The organism is Corynebacterium sp. c8Ua_99, from assembly GCF_039907185.1.
Taxonomy (GTDB): Bacteria; Actinomycetota; Actinomycetes; order Mycobacteriales; family Mycobacteriaceae; genus Corynebacterium; species Corynebacterium jeikeium_D.
Genome location: NZ_JASBOG010000022.1, coordinates 20,531 through 36,944, shown reverse-complemented (window position 1 = coordinate 36,944; position 16,414 = coordinate 20,531). Strand labels below are relative to the sequence as shown.

Genomic DNA, 16,414 nt, shown 5'->3' with positions numbered 1-16,414 from the left:
GTGCTCAAAGTGTCATAAACCTAGTCACTTTCTCCGCGGGTGAGCGCACCCGCTAGTCTTGAGGCATGACTGAATCGGCGCGCGAGGAGCGCAAAGCGACTGGGACCTCTTCTCAGACGAAGAGGCGGCGGCGGAATCGTCGCCGTTCTCAACGCGCGTCGGCAGCGGGCGCGAAAACACCACCAACTGCACCGGCTTCCACCACAACGGACGCAGCCACCACCGGCGCGGCTGCTACCGGCGCAATCGCAACCGGCGCGAGTACCGCTGGCACACCCACACCGGCCACAACCACACCCGCCACAGCCGAGACCGCCGCAACAAAGGCTGCTGACGAACACAAACAGTTCTCGTCGGCGGAGGAAGCTCCTTACGCAATCGTGTCCATCCAGGCCACGGGCATCCATCCCAAGACGTCTCGGCTGGTCAGCCTGGGAGTGTCCACCGCCGACAGCAGTGGCAACATCGTGGACACCTGGCATGTCGTCATCAATCCCACCGAGGATCCCGGCCCGACGCACCTCCACGGCCTCGAGCCCGCGGACTTCGAGGGGGCTCCGAAATTCGGGGTGATCCAGGCCAAGCTCGCGCACGCGCTCGATGGGCGCACGTTGGTTGCTCATAATGCGCCGCTGGTCTGGGGTTTTATAGTTGCCGAGGCCAAGAGGGCCCGTCGTCAAGCGAATCGTGAGCGATCCGCGCGGAATAAGCGGGGGCGTCGTCGTACGCGCACTCGCGTCGCGAGAATTCCGGCGCCCGCACGGATTGCCGATACGTTGGAAACGGCGCGCCGCCAGGGCAAACGGCTTGACGACGCACGCCTGCGCGCCGTCGCGCGCGCCTACGGCCTCGATGTGCCTTCACCCGAGGCATCGATTGCCGGCATCTCGGTGCCGGAGCGGGTGCGGACGTTGGATGACGTCACCACCACGCTTGCGCTCTTCCGCGCACAGGGCGGGCTCGACGAGGGTACAACCCTGAACATGTACACGCCCGACCAGCTGCGCGAGGACATTGTGGGCCTGCAGCGCTCGACAGTGCGTGTCGACGCGATGGAGGCACCGCGCCCCGTGGAGAACCCCGGCCGCTATACACCGGGGCGGAAGCTCGCGGAGGGCATGGAGTTCGTCGTGGCACCAGAGGTGTCGGTGGACCCAGATGAGCTGATTGCGGCGGGCGTGCGGGCTGGGCTGGCGTACTCGGAGAAGGTCACCCGAGAGTCATCGGTGCTGGTGTGTAACCGACCTGCGGATGTGACGCCGGATCAATTGACGGGCAAGGCCATGCATGCCCACCGGAAGGACATTCCGATCGTTTCCGATGAGGCATTCTTGCGACTGGTCGGAGAGATGGTGAAGTAGGGCTAGGGCTTTTGCCCAGCGCATTCGTTCTGCGAATCATTCACAGTAAAATACACAGTTATGAAAGAAGGCACTTCACATAACGACGTAAGTGACCACAGTCGCGACCGCGCAAGCTCCCCGAGCCTGCGCGCTCGGTTTGCGACTGCCGCCGCTCACGCCGCCACCTGGGCCTCCCGGAAGTCCGGTCGCGGCGCGGGTGGCATGATCGGTGGCCTGATTGCGCAGAAGATTGACCCGCGCATTCTGGCTTCCCTCGGCAAGGGACGCCCGGCCGCGATCATCACTGGCACCAACGGCAAGTCCACCACCACCCGCATGTTCGCGGCCGCCATGCGCGCCGCTGGCCACAACGTGGCCACCAACGAGGGCGGCGACAACATGGACGCGGGTATTATCTCCGCGCTGCTCGCTACTCCCGATGCGGACAGCCTGGTCCTGGAAGTCGATGAGCTGCACGTCCCGCACATCGCAGAGGATCTGAAACCGCAGGTCCTGGTGCTGCTGAACCTTTCCCGCGACCAGCTCGACCGCGTCGGCGAGATCAACAAGATTGAGGCCACACTCCGTGCTGCGGTGGATGCGAACCCGCAGGCGACGGTCATCGCCAACTGCGACGACCCACTCATCGCGTCGGCTGCCTGGGACGCCAAGAAGGTTATTTGGGTCTCCGCGGGCGGTGGCTGGACCAACGATGCCACCTCTTCCCCACGCACCGGCGGGCCCATCATCCAGGACGGCCACAACTGGTACGCCGTGAAGCCACTCCCGGACGGCTCGGAGTTCAAGCGGCCAGAGCCGGACTACCGCATCACTGCGGAGGGAGTCATCACGCCTGCCGGCGACACCCTGCCGATGAACCTCACGCTGCCGGGCAATGCCAACCGCGGCAACGCCACCCTGGCTATCGCGGGCGCTGTCGATATGGGCGCGGACCTGGAGAAGTCCCTCCGGGCCACCGAGACCGTCGACAACGTTGCGGGCCGCTACTCCACCATGGTTGTGCGGGATGACAAGGGCGCCGAGAAGCACGTCCGCATGCTGCTGGCCAAGAACCCGGCCGGCTGGCAGGAGGCGCTGTCCATGGTCGACCGCACTGCGGATGCAGTGGTCATCGCAGTCAACGGTCACGTTGCTGACGGCGAGGACCTGTCCTGGCTATGGGATGTCCGCTTCGAGGACTTCGACGGCATGGATGTGCTGTCCGCGGGCGAACGCGGAACTGACCTCGCGGTGCGGTTGCTGTATGCGGGCATCGATGCGAGGTTGGTCGCAAATCCGCTGCAGGCGATCCGGTCGTGTGAGGCGCGGGGGTCGTCGTCAAGCGTCACCCGAGTTGAGGTGCTGGCGAACTACACCGCCTTCCGCGATCTGAAGCGCGACATCGAACGAGCACAGGAGGAAAAGTAAATGAGCGAGCTGTCTATCGGCCTGATCCTCCCGGACGTGCTGGGCACCTACGGCGATGACGGAAATGCGCTGGTGCTGCGGCAACGCGCGCGGATGCGTGGGATTGACGCCGAGATTGTCCCGATTAAGTTGGGCGATGCCGTCCCCACCGACCTGGATATTTACACCGTCGGCGGCGGCGAGGACGTCGCACAGACCATCGCGGTGGAGCATCTGATCAATGACGGCGGCATCAAAAAGGCAGCCGAAGCTGGGAAGCAGATCCTCGCGATTTGCGCGGGCTTCCAGATCTTCGGCAATTCCTTCCGCGCGGGCGGACGCGACGTCGCAGGTCTCGGCCTTGTCGATTGCACCACCGATTCACTCGAGTCGCGCGCGATCGGCGAAATCTGCACGCTCGTCGATCCCACGAACGGTTTGCTTGACGACGTCGACGCCAGCCCACTGACTGGCTTCGAAAACCACATGGGTCGCACGACCCTGGGTGCCGATGCGAAGCCGCTTGGTCGGGTTGTCCGTGGCGTGGGCAATACCGGCCCGGAAGTGGAGCAGGCGGACTCCGGGATTGCTCCGGGAGTGGATGTTTCTGCACTCACACCGACCGGTGGCGCCGAAGGCGCGGTGCAGGGTTCGATTATCTGTACCTACCTGCACGGACCTGTGTTGGCTCGCAATCCGCAGCTGGCTGATCTTTTGCTGGCCCGCGCTACCAACCAGGACCTGTCGAGCCTGGCTCCGCTGGACCTCGAGGTCGTGGATAAGCTGCGCGAAGAGCGCATCCCGTCCAAGCCGCGTCCGAAGAGCGAGCGCTAGTTTTGTAGTTTCGCGCGCGGCCGGTTGGCTGGACGGCGGCTAGACCTTCAGCCGGCCCGTCAGCGCGCGGGACAGGGTGAGTTCATCGACGAACTCCAAGTCACCACCGAGCGGCATGCCGGAGGCCAACCGAGTGACCTCGAGATCCGGGAAGTCCCGCAGCAGCCGGGCCAAATAGGTCGCGGTTGCTTCGCCCTCGGTGTTGGGGTCAGTCGCGATGATGACCTCGTGGATTTCTGGGGGTTGGGTCTCGTCGACGTCGTCAAGCACGCCTGCGATGCGTTGCAGCAGCGTGCGGATATTGAGCTCGTTCGGACCGATGCCGCCGAGCGGATCGAGCGCCCCGCCGAGCACGTGGTAGCGACCGTTGTACTCCCCCGTGCGCTCGATGGCCTGGATATCGCGCGCTTCTTCAACGACGCACACCAAACCTCGGTCGCGCCGTGTGTCCGAGCAGTACTGGCACACATCGGTTTCCGAAATGTTGCCGCAGACCCGGCAGAATTGCACACCCTCGCGCACCCGACCAAGCGCGGATTGGAGCCGGCCGATGTCCTCCGGCTCCGCCTTCATCAGGTAGAAAGCGATACGCTGAGCTGACTTCGGGCCGATGCCCGGCAGGCGCGAGAACTCATCAATGAGATCTTGGAGTGGTCCCTCGAACAATGATAATTACCTACAAATACTGGTCTGAAAAGCTAATTTAGAAACCGAGGCCACCGAGACCGTCGAAGCCCTGGGACAGCGGGCCCATCTTCTGCTCCGCCAGCGACTGCACCTTAGCGGTAGCGTCCTGGAAAGCAGCGAGAACCAGGTCCTGCAGCCCGTCGACGTCCTCCGGGTCAACGACCTTCGGATCAATGGCGATGTCCGTGACCTCGCCCGAGCCCTGCATAGTCACCTTGACCAGACCGCCGCCGGCCTCACCGACGATGGTGGAAGCGACGATCTCCTGCTGTGCTGCCTGCAGCTGCGCCTGCATCTGCTGTGCCTGCTGCAGAATTGCGTTCATATCTGGCTGAGTCATAACTAATGTTCCTAACTATTGTGCTCTTTACGTGCTGATTTGTAGTTACGCGCACGCTTCTAAGGCTCATCGCCCATGCTTTACGACGCGCATCGCCGCCCCATTCTAACGGCTCTAGCGGTCTTCTAGCGGTTTGGCTCCCAGCTCCTTTTCCAGCATCTCCATGACCACGTCCTTTAGCGAGCGGTGATCGAGAGACCCGACCTCGTTCGCGGCCTCGAAGTACTCGGAGGTGTCCTCTTCGTAGTTGTTGTCCTGCGGGGTTTGGGGAACCGGGTTGTAGTTGGTGTTGGCGTTGGAGTTGTAGTTGGACGGGTTGCGCGAACCGTAGCTCTCTGCGCCCTCTGCGCCCTCTGGTGGAGCGAACTCCTCCATCGGCTCTGGTGGCAGTGGGACGCCGCCGAAGCCCGAATCCTGATTGGCCTGGGCCTGAGCGTTCGCTTGGGCATTGGCCTGTGCGTTTGCCTGTGCCGCGCGCAGGAATGACTGCGGCTGGTTTGGCTGCTGCGGCTGTTGCTGGGCCGGGTTCGGGTTCGGTTGAGCTGGCTGGCTTGGTTGGCTTGGCTGATGTGGCTGTGCCGGCTGGTCGTGACCTGCCTGCTGTCCCATCGCAGCACGCTTGGCGGCTTCGATTTTGGCACGGCGCTCAACAACGGATGCGTATGCCGACGACCGCTGCGGGCGCGGTGCTGGCTCTGACTGCGTCTGCTGTTCCTGCTGTACCTGCTGCTCAGATGTCTCTGGTTGCGCTGGTGCTGCGGGTGTCGGTGCAGGGGCGGTGTCGTTCGGCGAGGACGAACCTCTTGACGACGAATCATCCTCCCCGGAACCACCACCAGTAGCTGTTGAACGCGGTGCGCGCGGGCGCGTACCGACGACACAGTGCACCTGGCCGTTGAAGCCCGTCACCTGCTTCACGGCAGTGGATAGTGCCTGAGCGTAATCAGGCGTATTGAGCCTGGTAGCGAGCGCTCCTGTGCTGTGTCCAATGACGAGCGTGTCGTTTTCGACATCGAGCGGTACCGCCTGCTCGGCCAGCACGCGAATGGGGAACGCATGCTGTCCGTCGACAGCCGCAAGGATGTCCTGCCAGTGCTCGCGGATTTTCTCGATACCGGCGGGTGCAGGTTCGGGCTCCGGCTGTGGTGTTGGTTCCGGTTGCGGTTGCGGTGCTGGCTCTGGTGCTTGCTGAACTTGCGGTGCCGGCTGCGATTCCGGTTCCGGCTTGTGAACAGGCTGCTCGGGCTGTGGGGCCTGAGTTGGCTGTGTCGACTCGGCTGATTGAGCTGGCTGGACTGGCTGCTCAGGCTGTGGCGCCTGAGTTGGCCGTTCAGAGTGGGTTGGCGAGGCAGAGACAACTGGCTCCTCCTCGACAATCGACATCGAGCCGCCTTCCCCCTCACGCTCGCGAGTCTGCTGCTCACGCTCTTGCGCAAGCTGCGCCCGAGTCTGCTGCTCGCTGATGCGGGCATGCTCCGCCATCTTCCGACGGAACTCACGAATCTTCTCTGCCTGAGCTTCTTCCTCGGACATCGGCTGCTCAGCCGATTCAGGCTGCTGCGGTTGTTCGGCCGGCTGAGACTGCTCAACTGATTCGGCCGGCGTAGGCTGTGCAGGCTGCTCAGCGGTCGCAGTAGATGCTTCTGGTGCAGGCTGCGGCTCAGTTACCGACTCCTGCGACACCGGTGCCGCTGCCGCTGGTGCAGACTGCTGCTGAACAGGTTCAGGCTGGGACTGAGGCTGCGACGATGCCTGCGCTGGCGCTGCCTGCCCAGCACGACTGCCCTGGGCCTGCGCCCCCTTCTTACGCTGGGCATTCCGCTGGCGCCATGCCTCACGAGCCGACTGGCCAGACTGCATCGGCGAAGCATCGGTCTCAGCCGCACCCGACCCCGGCGCCGCGGCGGAAGACACCGGTGCCGCTGCGGGGGTTGCGGCCCCCGAGCCGTCGGCAAGCGCGGGCCTGCCGTGCTCCAACGCTTCTACGCGCTGCAGCAGCGACTCCACGGAGTCTTCGGTGGCGGGCAGGAGCATGCGCGCACAGAGGACTTCGAGCAGCAGGCGCGGCGAAGTCACGCCGCGGAAGTGCCGCAGACCATCAGAGAGCACCTGCGTGAAGCGCGTCAGCGTCGCCGGGGGAATTGTCCCGGCCTGCTCCAGAACACCGTCGATTTGGCTCTCCGGGATCTCCACCAAGCCCTGCTCCAGCGCATTCGGCACTGCGGACAGCACCAGCAAATCACGCACCCGGCCAAGCAGATCCGAGGCAAACCGAGCCGGATCCTGGCCCGACATAATCACACGCCCGACCACGCTAAACATGGCCGCGCGATCGCCTGCCGCCAGCGCCTCAATCGCATCCGTGATGATTACGCTGTCAGTGACACCGAGAATGGCCGCAGAAGTCTCATAATCCACACCATCGGTGCCGGAACCAGCAATGAGCTGATCCATAACCGACAGCGAGTCACGCGGCGAACCACCACCTGCCTGGATGACCAGCGGATACACGTCCGGCTCTACCCGCACGCCCTCGGCCGTGACCACACACTCAAGCAGCCCGCGCATATCCGGCGGGGTCAACAATCGGAACGGGTAGTGGTGCGTACGCGAACGGATAGTCGGCAGCACACGCTCCGGCTCCGTGGTCGCAAAAATGAAGATGAGGTGCTCCGGCGGCTCCTCCACAATCTTCAACAGCGCATTGAAACCCGAGGCGGTAATCATATGCGCCTCGTCAATAATGAAGATGCGGTAGCGCGACTCCGCCGGCTGGAAGATAGCCTTTTCCCGCAGCTCACGCATATCTTCCACACCGTTGTGGGAGGCCGCGTCCAGCTCAATAACGTCCAAATTGCCCGGACCACCCGGCGCCAACGCACGACACGACGCACACTGGCCACACGGCGTCGCCGTCGGCCCCTCCGCACAGTTCAAACTGCGCGCCATAATGCGCGCCGACGAAGTCTTGCCACAGCCACGCGGCCCGGAGAACAAATACGCATGGTTAATGCGGTTGGGACGCCCCTGCGCATCACGAGATTCCAACGCCGCCGACAGCGGGTCAGTTACGTGCCGCTGCCCCACCACTTCGGCGAACGATGCCGGACGATACTTCCTATACAGAGCCACGTGCTCAGCCTACCTTCCACCCCGGACCGGCTAGTTCGAACCCTCCTGGGCAACAACCGAATCACGGCACCAATCCCGCAGGTCAGCGTCCACTTCGGCCAACTTCTGCATCAGCGCCTGCGGACCCTGCTGCTCATAAAACACCAGCTCCGCATCCGTAATTGGCACCAGCTGCGTCATCGTGGTCATGCGCCCCTGCGGCGACTCCACATCGCCCTCATGCAGGCTGATCTTGCCCGGCATCTCGGACACATTCGGCACCCCGTCGCTCCACACATACGGCACCGTGCACAGCACGTGCGCCACGGTAAAGGCAGTGCTTGACGACGACTCCCCTACCTCGGCCACCTGATCGGCCGCCAGCCGCACCGCATTCGGAATGACACGGCCCGGAATTGGCGACAGGAACTCCGGTTCTTCCTCCACCAGCGCTCCCGCGGCCGCGACCATGGTGGCCACGGGAAAATCAGCGTATGCGACGGAGAAGAGCTCCACGCGGATATCCGTCTTTGCTGCGCCGGTCAGACCACAGTAGTTGCGGCCCAACTCCACGGTGGCGGCTGCCGTTTCCGGACGACGCTCGTTCGCTTGGCCGTCCGGCCCGTCGTAAAGCGAGAACTCAGCGACCCGAAGCGGAGCCGAATCGTGTTCCTGCCCGTGCCGACCACTGGCCGGCAGCTCCGTCACATACTCGCCGACCTGGGGTTCTCCGGGGAAAAGCCCGGAGATCCAAAACTTCGTCTCTTCGAAGTTCATATAGTCCTATCCCGACCTAACCGGCCTACTTGGCCTACGCAGTCGCCTTCTCAGCGGCGGCAAGCAGCACACAGGTAGCGACGCCATCCATAGCAACCTCGAGCTCCTCCATCGGAGGCAGCGACGGTGCCAGGCGGATATTGCGGTCATTCGGATCCTGCTTCAGCGGGAAGGAAGAACCAGAACCGGTCAGCGCAATGCCGGCCTCCTTAGCCAGCTCCACCACGCGACGAGCAGTGCCATCAACCACGTCGAGGTTGATGAAGTAACCGCCGGTCGGCTTCGACCACTCTGCCACGCCGTACTCCGTCAGGCGCTCATCCAGAATCTGCAGAACCTTCTCAAACTTCGGAGCCAGCGAACCTGCATGACGGCGCATCTGCTCGCGCACGCCCTCCGCGTCACCGAAGAACTTGGCGTGAGCCAGCTGGTTGACCTTGTTCGGGCCAATGCCGCGGATACCAGCGTGCTTGAGGTAATCCTCCAAGTTGGCGTCCGAGGAAGCGTAGAAAGCAATGCCAGCGCCTGCGAAGGTGATCTTCGAAGTCGAGCCGAAAGCCCACACGCGGTTCGGGTTACCGGCCTCTTCCGCCCACTTAATGACGTTGTGAACCTCCGGGAACTCATCCGTCAGCGTGTGAACCATGTAGGCGTTATCCCACATCAGACGGAAATCCGGAGCGGCAGTCTCCATTTCAACCAGACGGCGGCAGACCTCAGCGCTGTAGGTCACGCCCGTCGGGTTGGAGAACATCGGGACATTCCACATGCCCTTAATCTGCGGGTCGGAGGCCACCAGCTTCTCCACGACATCCATATCCGGACCGTCTTCGTTCAGCGGCACCTGGATCATCTCAATGCCGAAGTGCTGCGTAATGGAAAAGTGCCGGTCATACCCCGGAACCGGGCACAGCCACTTCAGCACCGGCTCCTCGTTCCACGGGCGCTCCGAGTCCACGTTGCCAAACTGCATGGCCCACGAAATCAGGTCAAACTGGATATTCAGGCTGGAAGCATCCTGTGCCAGGACGTTTTCCACCGGCAGATCCAACAACTCCGCCCAGATAGCGCGGATATCAGTAATGCCCTTGGCGTTGCCGTAATTGCGGACATCCTCCCCAGAAGCCGAAATATAATCCGGCGCAGGGAGACCCAGCAGGGCGTTTGCGAAATCAAGCTGCTCCGACGACGGCTTACCACGAGTCAAATTCAGTGCGAGGTTACGGGACTTCAGTTCCTCATATGCCTTCGCAAACTCATCCTTGTGTGCCGCCAACTGCTGAACATCGAAGGAATCCACGGCCATGGTGTACGCACCCTCCCAGGTATCGGACATAAGTTAAAACCTGACAAAACTGGCACGGAAAACTTTTTCCCCGCGCCGCATCCGGCTTTGCAACCAAGTGTAAGGCATACCCCGGATTGGGATTTCTACAACTTCCCCGACAGCGCATCCAGACGCTGCTTACTCGGCCCCTCCAAGCCGATAATTTCTACCTCTTTGCCCCGGTCAGCAAACTTGACCCGCACCGAATCCAATGCCGCCACCGTGGAGGCATCCCAAATCTCAGCCTCCGACATATCGATGACAATCCGCTGCGCAGGATCGGTGTAGTCGAACTGGTACACCAAGTCGTTACTGGAGGCGAAGAACAACTGCCCCCGCACCTTGTACGTCCGGGAGTGGGCGCTGGGGTCGTCGTCAAGCACTTCAATCCTGACCAGGTGAGCGACACGGCGCGCGAACATCAGCGACGCCACGACCACACCCGAAATCACGCCGATGGCGAGGTTATCCGTCGCCAGCGTGGCGATGACCGTCACCAGCATCACCGCCGTCTCCGAACGCGGCATCAGGCGTAACGTCCGCGGGGAGATCGAGCGCCAATCGACCGTGTCCACCGACACCACGACCATCACCGCAACCAGCGCTGCCATCGGAATCACACCAACTGCGGAACTGAGCAGAAGGACCAGAATGAGCAGGAAGACACCGGAAAAGAGCGTCGTCAAGCGAGTGCGTCCCGACGATTCCTTCACACCCACCATCGTCTGACCAATCATCGCGCAGCCAGCGATGCCGCCGAAGAAACCGCCCGCGATGTTCGCCACACCCAGCCCCCACGTCTCGCGGGTCTTGTCCGAATGCGTATCCGTGATGTCGTCCACGAGCTTCGCCGTCATCAGCGATTCCATGATGCCGACAATCGCCACGCCCACCGAATACGGCGCAATCAGCTGCAGAGTCTCCCAGCTCAGGGGCACATTCGGGATCAGCAGCTGCGGGAGGGATTCCGGGAGCTCGCCCATATCGCTCACGTTCGGCACGCGCCAATCCGCCAACACCGCAACAAGCGTGACGACGAGCACAGTCACCAGCGGAGCCGGAATCGCGGTGAACACGCGGGGCAGGAACACCATAATCGCAATACCCAAAGCGACCAGCGGATACACCAACCAGGGCACATCGATGAGATGCTCGAGCTGCGCAGTAAAAATGAGGATGCCCAGCGCGTTGACAAAGCCAATCATGACCGCGCGCGGAATGAAACGCTGCAGCTTAGCGATACCCAGCGCCGCAAAAGCAATCTGCAACACGCCCGCGAGCAGCACCGTTGGAATGAGGTAATCCATCCCGTACGTCCGCGACAACGGCGCGACGACGAGCGCAACCGAACCAGCGGCAGCAGTAATCATGGCCGGGCGACCACCCGTAAAGGCAATCACAATGGCCATAATCACCGAGCTAAACAACCCCACCGCCGGGTCCACGCCCGCCAAGATGGAAAACGAAATGACCTCGGGGATCAGCGCGAACGACACCGCCGCGCCGGCCAGCAGCTCGGTGCGCAGGCGCTTCGGTGAAGAAACTGCGAATCGGAAGGAGTCCCACACGCCCATTGGGGCTGGGGTTTCTCGGGTTTCGGGTGGTTCTGGTGTTTCTAGCGTTTCTCGTGTTGTCTGTGGTGGTACTCGCGTGTCGTCTGCATCGCTCATGCACAGTATTCTTCCAGACCAGCGAACGCGACCACTTGTGGCCAAGGTATTCACCTATCGATGCGCTGCAGCGTGGCCATAAGTGAATAGCTCATCGATAGGTGAAATGGCCTGGCCAATATCGCGGGGATAAGTGCCGAAAAAACATCGATAGGTCACAGGAAACCGCCGACAAGTGCCCGAAACCTAGCCATAAGTGCCAGAAGAACGCCGGGGATAAAAAAAGGGGACCCCACGCACCCGTCAGAGCTCGCTGACCCTTGCTGCATTCCTGCCCTGGGGGAGTTCACGAGATGGACGCCACATGGGATCCGTGAAGACAGCCTACTACAGGCCCAGGCAAAAAGTCACACTGCTAGCGCTCGCCACACCGTTCATCGAAGAACTGCCACACTAATCAACGCACTGCCACCACGGATTCGTCACCAGTTTCGTGACAGCTTTCATGACAGTTCCCCGCCTCCCCGCAGCCCCGGCATACACTGCAAATCCACTCACCTGCATAAATAAAAGAAAACCCCCGGCGTAAACCGGGGGTTTTCACTCTGCGGAGGATGTGGGATTTGAACCCACGAGGGATGTGACTCCCGCACGCGTTCCAGGCGTGTGACATAGGCCGCTAGTCGAATCCTCCAACGTCGTTAAAGACTACCCAACAAACCCCATTTTCCCAAAACGCTCCCCCTACCAGGGAAAACGAGGCATTTAAGCGGTACTTCTTCGCAATCGGTGCCACCAACAGCAACCAACTCCGGTTGCCGACTGCCGACGCCAGTTGCCGAATGCTGTTTCGCCCCCCACTCCCGGAATTTTTCCGGGAGTTACTTAGCCAGCCGAGCAATCGCCGCCGAGGCCTCCTCCAGCTTGGCGTCCAACTCCTCCGGGCCGCCCTCAGCCGCATGCACCACACAGTGATGAAGGTGAGCATCCAGAAGAGTTAACGCCAACGACTTCAACGCCGAATTCACCGCCGAAATCTGGGTCAAAACATCAATACAGTACTCTTCGTTCTCAATCATCCGACCAATGCCACGAACCTGCCCCTCAATGCGACGGATACGGGATTCATAACGCCGCTTCTCCGCGAGGTAACCGGGATCAGTGGTGTCATGGCAGCAAGAATCGTCGTCAAGCGAATGCGATTGCGACGAACAACAAGACTCACTCATGAGTTACTCCTTTTTGAATAGCTGGTTGACTCGGAGAAAAACCGCGCAGACGCAGACTGTTGCCGACCACAAAAACCGACGAAAACGCCATCGCAGCGCCAGCCAACATCGGATTCAACAACCCCAGCGCGGCGACAGGAATTGCCAAAACGTTGTAGAAAAACGCCCAAAAAAGATTCGAACGAATCGTGCGGAGCGTCCGGCGTGACAACCGCAGCGCATCCGCAGCCGCCAACAGATCACCACGCACCAGCGTGATATCCGCAGCCTCCATCGCCACATCGGTGCCCGTGCCCATCGCCATGCCCAAATCCGCCTGCGCAAGAGCCGCAGCATCATTGATGCCATCGCCGACCATCGCCACACACGCGCCGCCAGCCTGCAACTTCTCAATCGTCGCGACCTTATCCTCCGGCATCACTCCCGAAATCACATCCTCGCGAGCAATACCGACCTCATCTGCGACCCGAAACGCCGGGCCGGCGGCGTCGCCGGTCAGCAGAATCGGCCGCACCCCCCACTCCCGGAATTTCGCGACCGCAGCCGCCGACGTCGGCTTCACCGAATCCGACACCTCCAACGTGCCCAGGAGCTCGCCGTCGCGGCGCACCGCAACCACCGTCCCCCCACTCCCGGAATTTTCCCCGGAGCGACCGACCTCGATGCGGTGGCCATCCACGGTGCCTTCAACCCCCACTCCCGGAATATCCCGGAAATCCGAAACCGGGAGTAGAGAATCCGGATCCGCCGCACGCACAATAGCCTGCGCAATCGGGTGATGCGACGCTGCCTCCACCGAAGCGGCAAGCGGCAGCAGATTTTCGGGAGTGGGAGGGGCCTCCGTCAACTCCATCACACCCGTAGTCACCGTGCCGGTCTTATCCAGCACAACCGTGTCGACCTTCCGCGCCGACTCCAGCACCTCCGGGCCACGCAGCAGCACACCAGCCTTGGCACCTTCACTCGTGCCGACCAGGAGCGCTGTGGGCGTCGCTAAGCCAAGCGCACACGGGCACGCGATGATGAGCACGGCGACCGCAGCCGTGACCGCCTCACTCGCGCCGTGCCCCGTAAGCAACCACGCGCCCAGCGTGACCGCGGCGATCGCGATGACGGCGGGCACGAACACTCCCGAAACCCGATCCGCCAGCCGCTGCACCGGCGCCTTACCCGTCTGCGCCGCCTCGACCATCGCCGCCATCTGCGCCAACTGCGTCTCCGAGCCCACGCGCGTCGCCCGCACGAGCAGCCGCCCTGACGTATTGATCGTCGCCCCCGTCACCTCATCGCCAGGGCCGACCTCGACAGGCATCGGCTCGCCGGTCAGCATCGACGCATCCACCGCCGACGCGCCCTCCACGACAACGCCGTCCGTCGCGATCTTCTCACCAGGCCTAACGACGAACACCACTCCCGGACGGAGCTGTTCCACGGGCAGCCGCTTCTCCACTCCCGAACTTTCGAGAACGGAGACATCCTTGGCGCCAAGCTTCATCAACTCCCGGAGTGCCTGACCGGCGTTGCGCTTGGAGCGCTTCTCGAAGTAACGACCAATCAGCACAAACATGATGATGCCGGCCATCGCCTCGAGGTAGATGTTCATATCGGCATCACCAGGAGTGACCGTGAAGTGGAACTCGTGCTTGAGCCCCGGCAGCCCGGCACGCCCGAAGAACAACGCCCACACACTCCAGAGGAACGAAGCGGTCGTCCCCATAGTGATCAGCGTGTCCATGGTGACCTCGCCATGACGCAGATTCTTCAGTGTCGCGCGGTGGAACGGCCAGCCGGCCCACACAAAGACCGGCGCCGAGAGCGTGAGACACAGCCACTGCCAATTAGTGAACTGGAGGGCAGGGATCATCGACATTGCGATGACGGGAGCGGTGAGGATGACAGCGCCGATGACTCGGTTGCGCAGGTCTTCCAGCTCCCGGTCTTTCCCTTCGGGAGCAGCACCCGGTTCCTGTTCGGGCTCCTCCTGCGGAAGCTCAGCGGTGTACCCCGCTGCCACGATTGTGTCGATCAGTTGCTGCGGGTTGATGTCCGCCGGCGCCTCCACATGCGCCTTCTCGGTCGCATAGTTCACGCTCGCGTTAACGCCATCAAGTTTGTTCAGCTTGCGTTGGATACGGTTTGCGCACGACGCACACGTCATCCCGCCGACGGGGATATCAAGGGTGAGAAGTTGCTGCTCAGACATCCGCTTTCCTCTTTGGGGGTTTAGTTTGCGACCGCCTTGTAGCCAGCTTCATCCACTGCTGCGATTACGGCAGCGGTGTCAATGTCTGCATTCGAGGTCACGGAAAGGAAATTCCGGGAGCGGTCAACCTGGACATCAGTGATTCCCGGGAGTTCAGAGACTTCCTCCCGCACCGATGCCTCGCAGTGTCCGCATGTCATGCCAGTAACAGTAAAAGTTTGATTAGCCATACCCCAAAGTATACCCCCTACGGGTATATCTGTAAAGCTATTCGCGCTGACGGTAGCCCGAGTAGGCCCGCCCCGCGAGAGCTGTCGGGAAGGCAAGGTTGAATTCGGGCGGCGCGTGCGGAGACGGCGGGCGACGGTAGACCGCGCCGGAGCCGTCGTCACGCTCGAGGTGCCCGTTGAGGCCTTGCCTGTCGTCATCGTTGGCGGCGTTGTGTTCTTTGCAGGTCATGACCATGTTTTCCATAGTCGTGGCGCCGCCGTTTTTCCTGGCGACCAGGTGATGGGCCTGCCCGGCGTGGGCGGGGCGCGGGCACCCGGGCCACGCGCAGATGGGGTTGTCGAGGATCATCGCGATGCGCTGTTCCTCCGTCGCCAGGCGCGGGTTGTGTATCGGGAGTAGGTCGGTCGGAGTGTTGTGCTCGTCGTAGACCAGCACCCAGCCGGTGTCCGCGAGCAATGCCTCGACGAATTGTCCGGGAGTGAGGACGGATCCGTTGGAGGTCGCCGCAAACCGCGGGCTGTACTCCACGATGTCTTGCGCGGTTACGATGAGCGCGGGCTGGTAACGGAGCTTGTCGACGTCGTCAAGCGGCCCCTCCGACCCGTGTGCCAGGCGTTCTGCCAGCGCTTGACCGACGCACCGATCCCGGGTGTAATCCTCGTGCGCTTTGGCGATTTCAGCTGCGCGCACGGTCAGCGGCGCGACCAGGTCGTCAATCATGTTCGCCGGACCGGTGACCTGCAGATGCTTCATCCCGCGGATGTCCGGATTCCGGGAGACGTGGGCGCGCAGGTGCTGCGGCGGCTCGTCGGTGCGGTTGAGCTCCTTGACCTTGGTTCGCATGTAGGTGTCGAGGCCCTCGAAGTCGTAGGCCGCGGCGGCGCGGGTGAAGTCCAGGCGGTAGTACTCCCGGATTTCGACGTTGTTGAGCTGCCCGGAGCGCTTGTCGATCTGCATGACCGTGTCCAGCGACAGCTTCAGCTCCCGGGCGATTGCGACGGCCTTGTCGCGGGATTCGACGTCCACATCGCCCTCGACGGTGCCGAACAGCCGCTCGGCACAGCGCAGCAGGCGCTTGAGGCGGAAGGGGTCGAAGCCGATGCTGGCTGCCAACTCCCGGTGCCCGGTGGATTTTTCCGGGAGTGCGGCGCGCAGGTCCGCGAGCACGTCAATACCCCGTGTCGCCAGCGCGCTGAGCAGTCCCAATGTCGTCATGGGGCTAAGGCTAGTTTCCGGGAGTGGGCGGCTTCAATCGCTTTTTGGCGTTGTCCACAGCCGTCGTAAAGCATGCACAATCTGCACAAACGGGCTTGAC

The 16,414-nt window shown here is 62.3% G+C and carries 13 protein-coding genes, 1 tRNA gene and 1 other RNA gene; 3 read left to right on the top strand and 12 right to left on the bottom strand.

Features of this window, described 5'->3' with window-relative positions; translation table 11 throughout:
* Positions 1-65: 65 nt before the first annotated feature.
* The 3 genes from QKE19_RS10735 to QKE19_RS10725 are packed head-to-tail and all read left to right on the top strand — an operon-like array spanning position 66 to position 3,584.
* Positions 66-1,361, top strand: coding sequence for an exonuclease domain-containing protein (locus QKE19_RS10735; RefSeq protein ID WP_347891037.1), 1,296 nt, complete (start codon positions 66-68; stop codon positions 1,359-1,361).
* A gap of 60 nt (positions 1,362-1,421) precedes the next feature.
* Positions 1,422-2,771, top strand: a complete 1,350-nt coding sequence (locus tag QKE19_RS10730) for a MurT ligase domain-containing protein (protein WP_048733196.1) — start codon at positions 1,422-1,424, stop codon at positions 2,769-2,771.
* Entirely contained in the window at positions 2,772-3,584 is an 813-nt protein-coding gene (locus tag QKE19_RS10725) for a glutamine amidotransferase (RefSeq protein ID WP_070566558.1), read from the top strand. It begins immediately after the preceding gene.
* Positions 3,585-3,623: 39 nt separating this feature from the next.
* Here the strand turns inward: QKE19_RS10725 and recR are convergent, their stop codons facing one another.
* From recR to QKE19_RS10665, 12 genes are all read right to left on the bottom strand, one after another.
* A complete protein-coding gene (recR, locus tag QKE19_RS10720) occupies positions 3,624-4,250 on the bottom strand; it encodes a recombination mediator RecR (protein ID WP_005511888.1) in 627 nt (208 codons plus the stop codon).
* Between the two features lie 37 nt (positions 4,251-4,287).
* Positions 4,288-4,611, bottom strand: a complete 324-nt coding sequence (locus QKE19_RS10715) for a YbaB/EbfC family nucleoid-associated protein (protein ID WP_005511884.1) — start codon at positions 4,609-4,611, stop codon at positions 4,288-4,290.
* 114 nt (positions 4,612-4,725) lie between these two features.
* Positions 4,726-7,743: a DNA polymerase III subunit gamma and tau gene (locus QKE19_RS10710; RefSeq protein ID WP_347891034.1), complete on the bottom strand. Its 3,018-nt coding sequence runs from the start codon at positions 7,741-7,743 to the stop codon at positions 4,726-4,728.
* Between the two features lie 30 nt (positions 7,744-7,773).
* Positions 7,774-8,499: a hypothetical protein gene (locus QKE19_RS10705; protein ID WP_347891032.1), complete on the bottom strand. Its 726-nt coding sequence runs from the start codon at positions 8,497-8,499 to the stop codon at positions 7,774-7,776.
* A gap of 34 nt (positions 8,500-8,533) precedes the next feature.
* Positions 8,534-9,805 carry an aminotransferase class I/II-fold pyridoxal phosphate-dependent enzyme gene (locus QKE19_RS10700; RefSeq protein ID WP_180950677.1) on the bottom strand — a complete coding sequence of 424 codons (1,272 nt, stop codon included), beginning with the start codon at positions 9,803-9,805 and terminating at the stop codon, positions 8,534-8,536.
* A 125-nt stretch (positions 9,806-9,930) separates the two neighbouring features.
* Positions 9,931-11,400, bottom strand: a complete 1,470-nt coding sequence (locus QKE19_RS10695; RefSeq protein WP_284857940.1) for a SulP family inorganic anion transporter — start codon at positions 11,398-11,400, stop codon at positions 9,931-9,933.
* A gap of 317 nt (positions 11,401-11,717) precedes the next feature.
* Positions 11,718-11,812: signal recognition particle sRNA small type (gene ffs, locus QKE19_RS10690), an RNA gene on the bottom strand.
* Between the two features lie 232 nt (positions 11,813-12,044).
* Positions 12,045-12,130 (bottom strand) — tRNA-Ser (locus QKE19_RS10685).
* Between the two features lie 187 nt (positions 12,131-12,317).
* Positions 12,318-12,665 carry a metal-sensitive transcriptional regulator gene (locus tag QKE19_RS10680; protein ID WP_016421867.1) on the bottom strand — a complete coding sequence of 116 codons (348 nt, stop codon included), beginning with the start codon at positions 12,663-12,665 and terminating at the stop codon, positions 12,318-12,320.
* Positions 12,658-14,868 carry a heavy metal translocating P-type ATPase gene (locus tag QKE19_RS10675; RefSeq protein ID WP_347891030.1) on the bottom strand — a complete coding sequence of 737 codons (2,211 nt, stop codon included), beginning with the start codon at positions 14,866-14,868 and terminating at the stop codon, positions 12,658-12,660. Before QKE19_RS10675 ends, QKE19_RS10680 begins: the two co-directional genes overlap by 8 nt.
* A gap of 20 nt (positions 14,869-14,888) precedes the next feature.
* On the bottom strand, positions 14,889-15,098 hold the full coding sequence (locus QKE19_RS10670) for a heavy metal-associated domain-containing protein (protein WP_070603629.1): 210 nt from the start codon (positions 15,096-15,098) through the stop codon (positions 14,889-14,891).
* A gap of 37 nt (positions 15,099-15,135) precedes the next feature.
* Positions 15,136-16,314: an HNH endonuclease signature motif containing protein gene (locus tag QKE19_RS10665; RefSeq protein ID WP_347891028.1), complete on the bottom strand. Its 1,179-nt coding sequence runs from the start codon at positions 16,312-16,314 to the stop codon at positions 15,136-15,138.
* Positions 16,315-16,414 lie beyond the last annotated feature (100 nt).